A 12,769-nucleotide genomic window follows, 5' to 3' on the forward strand; every position below is an offset into this window, starting at 1 on the left:
GATCAGCACGCCACTGCCGCCGCACTCCCTCAGGCGCATCGCACGTCTTCCTGCTCCAGTCCGCCGTAGCCACCGTCGCACACCTCCACTGTCGAGGTGTTGCGACGACCGGTTGAATCCGCCTTGCGACCCGCGGTCGGTGTGGACCACGCAGCCGGCCATGTCATCGCGACGAGCGACGGCGTTGTTCAGGGGGGCAACCGCGAGGCGGGACTTCATCCGGGAGTCGATCGAGTACCCCACGATCCGGTTGGAGTGCACGTCCTTGATCGCGCACAGGTACAGCTTGCCTTCGCCGGTCCAGTGCTCGGTGATGTCGCCCAGCCACAGCTGGTTCGCCGCTTCAGCGGTGAAGTCGCGGTTCACGAGGTCGTCGTGCACCGGCGGTACTGGCCGCTTGCCGTTCTTGCCGCGCTTCTTGCCGAAAACGCTCCACCAGCCGTTGTCCGAGCAGATCCGCCATGCGGTCCGAGCCGCCATCAACTGTCCCGCGTCATGGGCTTCGTCGACCAGGAACCGGTAGCCGAACTCGGGGTCGTCGCGGTGGGCGTCGAACAACGCGTTGGCCCGGTACGCCTGCTCGCGTTCGGCGTCGGTGACCGGGGCGGTCAGCCACCGGTAGTAGGGCTGGCGGGCGATCCTTAGGACCCGGCACGTCACCGTGACGGGAATGCCGTCCTCGGCCAACTCGCGGACGAGCGGGTACATCATTTTCCCGGCAGGTTCGCCTGCGACAGATACGCGGCCGCACGGCGCAGGACCTCGTTCTCCTGCTCGAGCAGCCGGATCCGCTTCTTCAGCTCGCGGTTCTCAGCACCCTCGGCCGCCGTCGTCCCAGGCTTGACGCCCTCCTCGACGTCGGCGGCCTTGATCCAGTTCGCCAGGCACGACTCGCTGATGCCGAAGTCGGCGGCGATCTGCTTCAAATACTGTCCGGGCTCGCGGTTGCGGGCCACCCGCACGACGTCATCGCGGAACTCTTTGGGGTAGGGCTTGGGCACTGGGACATCCTTCCAGCGGCACCTGGCGGCACCACAAGTCAATTGTCACCTATCCGTGCAGCAGACCCGTACGTCCCGGACGACTTCCCAGGACCAATCGCATTAACGAAAGTAGATCTCACACACACATCGTCGGCTGAGGTATCGACCGGCACTAACGCCATCCGCAGCTCACTAGACCCGTCCTTCTCCCTGACGACCCAGATCTTGCGACCAAAGACCTTGTGGCCGCTGGTCGCTAATGCGCTAGGTCCGTCTGCGCCCCTTGTAGCCATCCCGGCGAACAACACGTACCGCCCAGATGTTCAAGGCGCACCATGCGGCTAGCCCAATACACAGTCCGATAGCAAGGCCCGCCACGGCGTCTGCAATCAATGCGCCGATCAGAGCGCCTAGGAGACCGAACAGGAACGGGACGCCCATGAGGAAATACACGCCGTTACCAAACCAACTGGGATCGGCGATCTGCTTGATCAGGCGCGGCGCTGGCATGTTGCTGGACTGCTCACATGTGTGTCTGTGGCGCATCGGGCGCTGTGCGATCCTCACGAAATTGCGACGTGCAGCGCGAGAGCAATTGCAGCGAAGGCCAATAGGTCGCCGGCTCGTCCGAGCCCAAAGAGCACCACGCTCTTTCCGGTTCGGCGGTCCACTCGAATCCGTGACAGTGCATGGCTAAGCGCCAGCGTTAGCGCTGCGGCACCAAGAACGGTCAGCAGGACGCGTCCGACCCCGGGAAGGAATCCAGGTAGGCCTGCTATCACCAGTGACAATCCCATGAAGACACACGACAAGAAGATGTACGTGCCCATAAGCATCTTCGAATAGTCCTCAAAGGCTGTGCCTGAATCCGAGTCGGGAGCGTGGGACAGGGCGTCTCGGTAGCCAGCAGTGAACGATGAGCCGGTCGAGCGCCACGTCAACGCCGCATCGAGCACTCTGAGGACCAGTGTATCCGGACGCATGGCACGCTCATCTCCGTTCTAGCGATTTCGCCGCGACCGCCAAGACCTGTACTCACTTCCGATGGAGTAGGCAGTCGAGGCCGCCCCGTACCAAAAGTCGATGCGGTCAGCGCGGTGGACATAGCGCCGTTCGTAGCGACGATGCTGCCGCGCTGTCCGCTGACGCATGCGCTTGTTATAGCTGGCTCGGCCTCCGCGAACCCCCTTGGGGTACTGGGCGATGCGTCGTGCCTTCCAGATGCGGCCAGCGTATCTAAGACCCTTTGCCGCGCCGAACGCGCCGGCCCCTGCGATGTCAATCCAGCCAGACCGATCTCCATGGCGCACCTTATAGATCCCTCGGCCCAGAGAGATGCCAGCGCTCACAGCTGCACAGGCAGCGCACCCGAACATTCCAGCGATCGCGAGTCCCGTTGCGGCTCGATCCAACCACTTGCCCCACCCAAATCGACCGTCGAGGTCGAAGGAGTTTACGGGGTCAGCGGGATAGCTGTAGGTGTTGGGGTTGCCGCCGTAGACCGGGTCGACCGACAGGAATCGTCCAGATTCGGGGTTGTAGAGCCGAACGCCCATGAGGATCAGCCCGCCGGGGGTGTCGCCGGCGCGTTGTTTGGCGCCGAGCCATCCGTAGCGGGGGGCGTCGTCGCTGCCGGCGCCGTACTCATCGGGTCGGCTGATCTGCAGCGGCGCGGTGTCCGCTGCGGGCAGGGTGGCGGCGACGTCGCCGTGGATGTCGGACAGCTGCCATGCCAGGGCGTCGGCGGCTGCGCCGGTCTTGTCGATGGTCGCGAGGGCGACCAGGTCGCCGTTGGCGCCGGTGATGTTGCGGGTGATGGTGCCGTCGCCCTCGTCGGTCCAGTCCGGGGAGTCACCGCTGCTGGCGTATCGCAGGGTGCGGGTGCGCGGTGTGACGATGCCGGTGTCGGGGTCGACGTCCTGGGCGGTGCGGGTGGCGACGCGCTCCCCGGTCAGGTCCAGGGTGTAGCTGGAGGACTGGATCGGGTTCTGCCCGGCCCCGCTGTTGGCGTCGGCGTCGGCCGCGCTGGCGTACAGGGTCTGGGAGGCGACGAGGTCATTGGCGTTGTAGGAGATCCGCGCGACCTGACCGGAGGCGAGAGGAAGCCTCGTGGTGCGCCCGAACGCGTCGTACACGTGGCCAGCGGTGGTGATGCGGTCGCCGGTGTCGAAGGTCGCCGTGGCGGCGGGCGTGACGGGCGACGGGCAGACGGTGAGGTCACCAGCCCCGTCCGCGGTGGCCGCAGCGGCGGTGCTGCTGTAGCCGGTGCGGTTGGAGTTGGCGTCGAACCGGTACGCGCGCACGGTGCACTGGCCGGCGTCCAGGTCGACGGTCGAGGTGAGCCTGCCGGTGCCGTCGTACCGGTAGTCGCGGTGACCGCCGGGCATGAGGGTGTGGTCGACCTGCTGGCCATGGATGTTCTCCAGGGCTTGCTCGGACAGCACGGGGTCGGTTTGTCCGGTCATGGTCCAGACGCGCTCGATCTCGGCGCCGGAGGTGTCGTACCGGGACGTGGCCTTCAGCCCGCCGGCTGCGGCGGCGCCCCAGGTCTGGGAGGTCACGTTGCCTGCGGTGTCGTAGCCGAGGGTGATGGTGCCGCCCTGGTCGTCGGTCTGGGACGTCTGCCGGCCCGTCGTCGCGTCGAACGCGGTCGTGGTCTTCAGCACCCGCGACAGCGCGCCCGTGGTGTCGGACTCGGCGACCTGCGTTGCCCGGCCGAGGGCGTCGTAGGAGGTGGTGGCCCGCAAACCTGAGGCGTCGGTGTAGGTCAGGGTGCGACCCAACGTGTCGGTGACGGTCGACATGGTCTTGCCGCTACCGCTGGTCGAGGTCAGGGCCCCGGTGGCCGGGTCGTAGGCCATGGTCTGGGCCACCGGGTTGGAGCCCAGGCCGGTGCTGGTCATGGTCACGGAGGTGGCGCGGTCTGCGGCGTCGAACACCGTCGTGGTGGTGCGCGTGGCGCCGTTCGCGGACTCGGCGACCACGGCCGGCGCACCGACCCTGTTGTAGCTGGTCGTGACGACGGGCAGAGCCGTGTTGCTCGTCGACCCGGTGATCACCCCGGCATACGAGGTTCGGCAAACCAGGTCGCCCCATTCGGGGCGGCCGGTGCAGGAGCCGCTGTTGTCGTCCCAGTACGCGGTCACCCTGGTCCCGGCCCCCGTCCCTGCCGCGTCGGAGGGTTGCTGTTGCTTGATGACACGGCCCTTGACGTCGTATCGGGTGCGGACGGTGATCTCGTCACCCGCGGCGGCGGACGGGTCGGTCGTGACATCCAGGGGAAGGCCGAGCGCCCAGTCGTACGTGGTCGTGGTCGTGCGGGCGTTGTCCAGGGCTGCCGTTGCCGGGTCGGCCCCGCGCGCCAGCCCACCGGTCACGGTGGAGGTGGCCAGATCGGAAGTGGCAGCGTCCACTGGGCGGCCAGTGTCGTAGCTCGTGCGAGTGGTGGGCCGCTGCTGGTCCTGCGCCCCAGCGGCGGTGACCACGGTCCGCACCGGGCCCTGCGAGTACTTCACTCGCGAGACGCCACTCGCGCCCTTCTCATACACGGTAACCGTGCCGAGCTCGAGCGCACGCTTGTCTGTACTGTCCCCGTCGAGGCCGAGTTCGGCCAAGGTTGCGGCCGCGTCGGAGCCCTGGCCCAGGGCGAGTGCCCGGTTTCCGCCGTCGATCTGGAAGACGGGGTTGCCGTCGCGGTCGTACTCGGTGGCGTCGATCAGCCCGTCACGGGACAGGGTGTTCACCTCACGCCCGTTGACGTCCAGGTACGTGACGGTGGCCTTGGACCAGGACCTGGTGGTGGTGTCGTCACCGGCCCAGTAGTCCCCTGCGGGTTGGACGGGCGCGTCGGCGTCAAAGACGGCGGCGCCCTCGACCGGTGCCACGCCCTGGTTCCAGGTGTCGGTGGCTGCCTGGTTGAGATTGGCAGGGCCTCGGGCCGCGGTGGTCACGGGCACGCCGTACACGACCGCGGTGGTTGCGGTGCCGTTGGTCGTCGAGGTTGTGCCGGGGGTCAGGGTCGGCCGGGACACGGTCACCAGGCGACCCGTCGAGGTCGGCAGGGTGCGGTCCCAGGTGGGGCCGGCGACGGTGCTGCCGGTGGCGTAGGTGAAGGTCCACTTCTGCTCCCCGGGCGGGGCCAGGCTGGTGAGCAGGTTCGTGGTCGCGTCGTACGTGTAGGTGGTCGTCAGCGCCTGCCCGCCGGTGGTGAGCGCGGGCTTGGGGTCGGTGGCCGTGACCAGGCGCCCTGCGCTGTCGTACCCGAACGTGGCCTCGGTCGTCGCGGTCATGGCCCCGGCACCGGAGGCTGCGGCCGGGTCCCACGTGTACGCCTTGATGGCCGTGACCCGCTGGCCGGTGAAACCACCCGCGGCGGGAACTCCCCAGACGAGTTCGAGGGTGCGGCAACCGCGAGAGGCGGCGGCCGTCAGGTCGGTTCCCTTGTCGGCGCATGCCTGCAGCGCGGTATCGCTCAGGGCGGCGTTGGGTGCCGCGATCCGGGTCAACCGCAGCTTCCCGGTGGGGTCGGTGTCGTACCCGTACCTGGCGGTTGCGCCAGCGCCCGTGGGTGTGGTCGAGGCGACGGGCCACGTGTCGGCGGGGGGTGCCGGCGTGGTCGCGGGCTTGGTGAAGGTGGTCAGGTTTCCGTCGGTGTCCTTGAGCGTGAACGACCCGGAGGTCAGGGACCCGCTCAAGGTCAGGTCCTCGGCACCGGGTTCGGGTGTCCACGCGGAGTTGCCTGCGGCCGAGGACTTGGCGGTGAAGGAGACGACCTCGTCGTCGGCGTCCTGCACATCCACCGACAGGGTGGAGGTCTTTACGACCGCCTTCCAGTTGGCGTCGGTGTACTCCGACACACCGGACATCGCCCACTGCGGTCCGAACGCGCCGGACTGACCGTTGTCCGTGCCTGCGGTCAGTGACCTGGACCCGTAGGTGCGTCCGACCGAGGCGCCGAACAACGTGGCGTCGGTGTCGCTCAGGGAGTACTCGCCGGTGAGCAGGTTGACGCTGCCGGGGCCGGTGGTGGCGTCACCGCCCTGCCCGCCGTTGACGTCGACGGTGACGGTGTTCGGGTCCGTGGTCGCGCTGTTGCCGGTGAAGAACGCGCGCACGTCGATCACCCCTCCCCCGGCGAGGGTCTTGGCGGCGTCCCAGTAGGACACGTCCGTCGAGGCGGCTGTGGCCGGCCACGCGGTCAGGGTGGTTCCTGCGGTGTTGGTGACATCGGCGAGGGGGACGTCGTGCCAGGTGTCGGCCGTGCCGCGTCGGTACTGGTACTTGTGTGTCCCGAGCGCGGTCACCTGGGCGGCGTCGATCTGCAGCTGCAGCGGGATGCGCCTGGCGGTGACGTGGTTCTCGACCGGCTGCGCGAGGGCGACCCCGGTGCCGTAGTAGAAGACGTACGCCTTCCCGGTCGAGGGGTTGCCCGCCTTGTCCAGGGAACGCACGTACAGGGTGTGCTTACCGGTGGCCGGTTTGGCCAGGCTGATCGCGGCGGGAGTGCTGGGACTGGCGTTGATGGTCGTGGTGTAGGTCGCGGCATCCAGGGAGTACTGGACCCGGTTCATGTCGGCTGAGGTGCCGGTGGCGGTGAACGCGAGCTTGCCGCCGGAGTCGAGGGCGTCGGACCAGCCGTTCTCCGGGGAGGTGCTCGACGCCACGGTCGGGGTGGCTGGGGCGCTGGTGTCGACGACGAAGTTGTCGTAGTTCGTCGACCAGGCCTTGCTCGTCAGCGATCCGTCGTTGGAGTACGCGCGCACGACGTACCGGTTGCCGTTGACGAGCTTGCCCGCTGGGACGGTGTATTGGGATGTGCCGCCGGAGGTGACGGTCGACCCGGCAGCCTTGTCGATCACGGGAGTGCCAGTGCCGTTGAGGTAGACGCTGAACAGGCCCTTGACCGACCCACCGTCAGGGTCGGACACCACGGACTTGAGGGTTGGGGTGGCCGAGGTGGACCAGCCCGCTGTCGTGGTGGTCGAGGACGTGCCGGGCGTGTGGGTCGGGGTGCCCGGAGTGTTCGGGTACCGGTTGTAGGTCACCGACAGCTTCGGCACGTTCGTCGACGCGTTGGCCGAGTTGAACTTCTTCCACCCGTACACGTCGGCCTCGTTCGTCGCCGATAGGCGGATGCCTTGGTAGGTGGCGCCGTTGTCGGCCCAGGCCTGCGCCAGTCCGGTGATGGCGATGTTGACCCAGCCGTCCGCGCACGAGGAGGAGAAGCCCTTGGCGAAGTTGGGTTGGTACCACAGCGATGTTGCGGCCGGTTGGTTCGACCACACCGTGCTGGTGTCGGAGATGTAGGCGGCGCGGAGGTCGACTTGGCGAGCGGTGCAGGACCAGGAGTGGAACTCCCACAATGAGAGCGTCGCCGACGTCACGTCGGTCTTGGAGAACGACGAGGAGTTCCACTTCATGAACGTGCGCGCGACGGTGGACCCGTCGAACGTGCCCAGCCGTAGCTCGGTAGACCCGGCCTGGGCGGTGGTGTACCCCTCCTGCACCCAGGTGTCGTGCGATGCCGCCAGGGTCGTCGTCGGGTCCAGGGTGATGGGGAGCTGGCGGGCAGGGTCGGCCAACCAGGCGGCGTCAGCACTCAGGACCAGCTCGCCCTTGCCCTTACCGGCCGTGGGCTCGAACCGCATACCGACCGGGTGCTCGTTCGCGGGCACGTCAGCGTTGGGGATCGTCGCGGCGTCCCACATCCGCGGCGCCGCGATCGTCTGAACCGGGGTGCCCTTGGCGTCGACGAAGTCGAGACCGCCATCGGTGCGCGTCTTCGCGGTCAAGCCCTTGGTCGTGATCGGGATGCGGACCTCGTACCGGCCATCCTTGGCAGCGGCGACCGCAGCGTCCACGGCTGCCTTGTCCTTCAGCAACAGGAACTGCTCCACCCCGGTACGCGTGGCTTCCTGGACGAGGTCGACGCCGGGCGCGATCCCGGCATACGTGGCCTTGGTGCCCGACAACGTCGGCTCGGGCAGGGCGGCCTTCCAGTCCAACTGCACCTGACGGCCCTTGCCGTCAGCGATCGAGGCCAGCAGCCCGCCCGTCTCTCCGGTCTCGCCGGCCATGACCAGGTTCTGCGGGTGCACCCGCGGCCCAACCGACCCATCAGTGCGCTTCGTCAGCTCCAAATCGACATCGGACCAGCCATCCTTGCCGTCCTTGTCCCGCACCCGAACGGGCGCCCCGAACGACTCCGTCGTGAACGACCCATCCGGGTTGACGAACGTCGTCGAGTCCTCCGTTCGCTCCGAAAGAACCTCAACCTTCTGCTTGCGCACCCGAGCGGTCAGCTGCGCCGACCGCACATCCTGCGCCACCAAAGGCTCGGCCGACACGGGAGTCTTCGCCGCCGGGGGGCTCGCGTTCGCCGCCGGGGCATCAGCGACAGCGCCAAGAGTCACCGCTAGAGCGGCCGCGACAGCGAACCCCACCCCGCGGGCTCGGCGCCCAGGGATCGACTGAAACAGATTGAACGGACCCGAATGTGCGGACGCGGCCATCGACGAACTCCCCCAGACAACGCTCCCTCTTCGGAGCGAACCGAGCGCAAACTACATGGACCGCATGCCCTGCCCCTCTCCCTTTACCAAACCCATAACCAAGGCGCGACGGACTCAGCCGAACGGACGATGCTTCTCGCTGCGCCAGTACGCGGCGGGTGGGGCCACCGGTTCTCATCGTCGTGCGCGGACGGAGGCGTTCACGAGGGCAGTGGCTGCGGCGAGCATCCCGTTGATGTCGTCCGTCGGGCCGATCCTGGGCAGGGCCGAGCGGACCTGGTCGAGTCCCTTTGTGCACGCATCAGGAGCAGCCCGAGCACGATGGCAACGCTCGACGGAGCGCGCCAGCGCTGTCGCCCGAGGTTTTCGCAAAGTCAAGGTTATGGATTTTGCAATACGTCGCCTATGGTTAATGCAAAGCGAAGAAGGTGGCGAGTGCGTGAAGGGTGCCGGTGATGGTGGAAGGGGCGGGGTACCGCGCGAGAGTCGTTGATCTCGAGCTGCGGGAGCGGCTCAGCGCCATTGGCGCTGTCCTGATCGAAGGGCCCAAGGCTTGCGGCAAGACCGAGACCGCTACGCAGGCGGCCGCGACGATCTACCGGCTTGACGTCGACGCAGCCGCGCGTAGCGCGGCTGCCTACGCTCCGGACGTGCTCTTGGACAGTCCAGCCCCGGTGTTGCTGGATGAGTGGCAGGTCGCCCCCAGTCTGTGGGATCACGTGCGCCGGGCCGTCGATGATCGCTCACCCGAGAAGGGGCTGTTCATCATGGCGGGGTCGGCCACCCCGCGTGACGACATCAACCGGCACTCGGGCGCGGGTCGGATCGGCGTCATCCAGATGCGGCCGATGTCCCTCCTGGAGTCCGGGCACTCGTCAGGGGCGGCTTCGTTGGCGGCACTGATGGACGGGGACCGCGTACGTGGTCGAGATGCCGGCCTCTCGGTACCCGGCATCATCGACCGCGTCTGCGTTGGTGGCTGGCCGGCCCTGTTAGACGCCACACCAACCGACGCCGGCCGCTGGCTGCGGGACTACCTCAACCAGATCGTCCTCGTGGACATCCAGGAGCTCGGCACGCGTCGCCGCGACCCGGAGAACATCCGCCGCCTGCTCGCATCGCTGGCTCGAAACGTCGCCACCTCGGCCAGGGTCACCGCGCTGGCCAAGGATGTCGGCGGCGCGGATGGCCCCGTGGCCAGATCCACCGTTGACGGATACCTCGACTCCCTGCACCGATTGCGCCTGGTCGAGAACTCCCCAGCGTGGGCCCCGCACATGCGCTCGGCCACCCCCCTGCAGTCCTCGCCAACCCGCTACTTCATCGATCCGTCCCTGGCGGTAGCGGCCCTCGGGCAGGGGCCAAAGCAACTCATGGCCGACCTGAACGCGACCGGCTACCTCTTCGAGAACCTCGTGGTCCGCGACATGCGCGTCTACGCCCAACGAAGTGGCGGAGCAGTGCACCACTGGCGAGACCAGAACCAGAACGAGGTGGACATCATCGTCACGATGCCCGACGGGCGCTGGGCGGCATTCGAGGTCAAGATGAACCCCGACGACGCCGACAAGGCCGCAGCGACACTCCTGTCCTTCTCCCAGAAGGTCGACCAGGCCAAAGTCGGCAAACCCGCCGCCATGGGCGTCATCACGACCACGGGCTTCGCGTATCGGAGAGATGACGGCGTCAGCGTCCTGCCGATCGGAGCGCTCGGACCCTGAGGGGGCCCGGTCAATCCGCTGCGGCTGGATGGCTGTCGACCCCCATCGACCGCAAGAGCCCACAACCGACCCCCTGACGATGAAGGGAGCGGTGCAGATGTGGTGCAGTTGCTGGGGCTTCTACCCGAGCAGGCAACGACGTACGCTGGGCGTACTTGAGCACAACTAGCGACCGCACGAGTCCGCCTGAGACTGGGTCCTGAGACCTTTTAATCCGTAGGTTGTGGGTTCGAGTCCCACGGGGCCCACCGTCTCGCTGTATGACTCCGCCTGATGCTTGACGCTGAGCCTCGGCTGATTCCTGACAGTGTTCGGCCCCATGGTTGCGATGGCGCCGCCGCATCATCGGCGCGCTGGCCGGATCCCCCGGACGCCGGCCAACCACGCGGTCAGGACTGCGCGAACGTCGGGCGCGGGACCGCGCCGCTCGGCACCCGACACCGCGTCGAAGGCCAGACCGTTGAGCAGGCCCACCAGGTCGGCTGCCCGAGCCTGCGCATCGGGGACCCCGAGCGTCTCCAGCAGCTCCCGTCCCTGCTCGTAGAGATGCGCGCGCGCTGGGGAGGCGATGGTGAGCAGCTCGTGCAGCTCCGGGTCGGCAGCAAGCTCGAGGGTGAGGGCAAACCTGGCCCGGGTTTCCGGGCCCCGGGCCACGACCGCGTCGAAGAGCTCGGTGAGCAGGTCGACTGCGCCCTTGACGGATGTCGGGCGACGCCGGCGGCCCGAGGGCCGGTCTACGTCGACCACGGACAGCTGGGCCAGGCGGTCGACCACGAGGGCCACGAGGTCGCGCCGGGTCCGGGCGTGGTTCGAGGTCGTCCCGAGGGGAAGTCCGAGCTCTCGATCGACCGCGCGGTGGGTGAGGCCCCGCACCCCGTCCCTGCTGATGACCGCGACTGCCGCGTCGGCGATGGCGGTGCTGCGGTCCACGGTGGCGGTCATCATCGGCTCCCTTGATCACACTCCTACTACATCTGTAGTGTAGTGGAACTACAGATGTAGTACACGCCCCAGGAGATCCCATGGACACCGAAATTCTCATCGTCGGAGCCGGCCCCACCGGGCTGTTGCTCGCCGGCGACCTGGCCCGGGCCGGCGTCGACGTCACCGTCGTCGACCGCCACCCCGGCGAGTCACCACTGACCCGAGCCTTCGCGGTGCACGCCCGCACGCTGGAGATGCTCGACGCCCGCGGCTGTGCCGATGCGGTCATCGCCACCGGAACCCCGCTGTCCAAATTCCGGCTGCTCGGGTCGATCGACGCCGACCTGTCGGTCCTTCCTTCGCGCTACAACTACGTGCTCATCACGCCGCAGTACAACGTCGGGAACGTGCTCGCGCGCCGAGCCGCCGACCTCGGCGTGACCATCCGACGTCCCGTCGACGTCGTGGGCCTGACCCACCACGGACCGACGTCCGACGTCACCGCCTCCGACGGGGTCACCGTCAGGATCCGTGAAGGCCTCGGCAGCGAGGACACCATCTCGGCCCGATGGGTGGTGGGGGCGGACGGTCACCACAGCACGGTTCGCCGGGCCGTCGGCATCGACTTCCCCGGCGAGTCGATCGTTCAGTCGCTCGTCCTGGCCGACGTGCGCATGACCGAGCCCCCCGCGGACGTCCTGACCACCAACGGCAACCGCCACGGCTTCTGCTTCGTCGTCCCGTTCGGCGACGGCTGGTACCGCGTCATCACGCGCGACCAGTCGGTCGACCTGCCCGACACCGCCCCGGTCGAGCTCGAGGAGGTCAGGCGCACCGCCAGGGCGGTCTTCGGCACAGACTTCGGGATGCACGACCCCCGGTGGCTCTCCAGGTTCCACTCCGAGGAACGTCAGGCCACGGCATACCGGCGTGGCAGGGTCCTGCTCGCCGGTGACGCCGCCCACGTCCACTCGCCCGCCGGCGGCATGGGCATGAACACGGGCCTGCAGGACGCCGCCAACCTGGGCTGGAAGCTGGCCGCGGTCGCGAACGGCTGGGCGCACGAGGACCTGCTGGACAGCTACGAGGCCGAACGTCACCCGGTCGGCGAGCTCGCGCTCAAGGTCAGCGGCGGCCTCGTGCGCGGGGGCGCGGCCGGCTCCGCACTGTCACGGGCCCTGCGCGGGCTCGCGCTGCGCGGGGTGCTCGCCCTGCCTCCCGTGCGGGACAAGGCGCTCGGGGTGGTCAGCGGCCTGGGGCTGCGGTACCACCCGCCAGTGGGCGCCTCACGGGACGCGGGCCTGCGGGCGGAGTCCATACCCGGCATCGACGGCCACGAGCTCGCCGTGGCACTGCGCGGCGGACGCTTCGTCCTGGTCCTGCCGGAGGTCACCGCCGCCGACTTCCTGACGCCACCGGGCGGCGGGCCCGAGATCGAACGCGTGACTGGCCAGGTGTCCCGATGGGTGCTGGTCCGCCCGGACGGCTACGTCGCCGCCGCGGGCCGCAGCGACGCCGAGCTGTCACACTCGCTTGCCTCACTGGGCCTGGCCGGCGCGCGGTCGGCAGCACGGCAGGTTCACGCACTGTGACCCGCTCCCCCTACCCCCAGCCCCTCGTCCCGCGGATC

Annotated in this window: 6 protein-coding genes; 2 read left to right on the plus strand and 4 right to left on the minus strand. The window is 68.3% G+C overall.

From position 1 onward, the window contains the following. The 3 genes from HJG52_RS21915 to HJG52_RS17415 form a co-directional block, all read right to left on the minus strand. Nucleotides 1–687 (minus strand): DDE-type integrase/transposase/recombinase (locus HJG52_RS21915; RefSeq protein WP_171244915.1); only part of this gene is annotated, 687 nt, incomplete at its 3' end. Nucleotides 688–707: 20 nt separating this feature from the next. Next, nucleotides 708–1,001 (minus strand): transposase, encoded by a 294-nt coding sequence (locus HJG52_RS21920; RefSeq protein ID WP_206071070.1) that lies wholly within the window; start codon nucleotides 999–1,001, stop codon nucleotides 708–710. Nucleotides 1,002–1,984: 983 nt separating this feature from the next. Next, nucleotides 1,985–8,329, minus strand: a complete 6,345-nt coding sequence (locus HJG52_RS17415; RefSeq protein WP_171244916.1) for a DNRLRE domain-containing protein — start codon at nucleotides 8,327–8,329, stop codon at nucleotides 1,985–1,987. Between the two features lie 620 nt (nucleotides 8,330–8,949). Between HJG52_RS17415 and HJG52_RS17420 the strand changes: the two genes are divergently transcribed. Then, a complete protein-coding gene (locus HJG52_RS17420) occupies nucleotides 8,950–10,215 on the plus strand; it encodes an ATP-binding protein (protein ID WP_171245137.1) in 1,266 nt (421 codons plus the stop codon). 342 nt (nucleotides 10,216–10,557) lie between these two features. On the opposite strand, the gene HJG52_RS17425 is transcribed toward HJG52_RS17420, so the two are convergent. Continuing rightward, on the minus strand, nucleotides 10,558–11,157 hold the full coding sequence (locus HJG52_RS17425) for a TetR/AcrR family transcriptional regulator (RefSeq protein ID WP_171244917.1): 600 nt from the start codon (nucleotides 11,155–11,157) through the stop codon (nucleotides 10,558–10,560). A gap of 80 nt (nucleotides 11,158–11,237) precedes the next feature. Between HJG52_RS17425 and HJG52_RS17430 the strand changes: the two genes are divergently transcribed. Next, entirely contained in the window at nucleotides 11,238–12,731 is a 1,494-nt protein-coding gene (locus tag HJG52_RS17430) for an FAD-dependent monooxygenase (RefSeq protein WP_171244918.1), read from the plus strand. Nucleotides 12,732–12,769 lie beyond the last annotated feature (38 nt).

The sequence above is a fragment of the Knoellia koreensis genome (genome assembly GCF_013041615.1).
Classification (GTDB): Bacteria; Actinomycetota; Actinomycetes; order Actinomycetales; family Dermatophilaceae; genus Pedococcus; species Pedococcus koreensis.

Bases quoted from the DNA above. Each gene is read 5' to 3' on its own strand.
- HJG52_RS17420 (WP_171245137.1), top strand. From the start codon at position 8,950: ATGGTGGAAGGGGCGGGGTACCGCGCGAGAGTCGTTGATCTCGAGCTG.
- HJG52_RS17425 (WP_171244917.1), bottom strand. From the start codon at position 11,157: ATGACCGCCACCGTGGACCGCAGCACCGCCATCGCCGACGCGGCAGTC.
- HJG52_RS17430 (WP_171244918.1), top strand. From the start codon at position 11,238: ATGGACACCGAAATTCTCATCGTCGGAGCCGGCCCCACCGGGCTGTTG.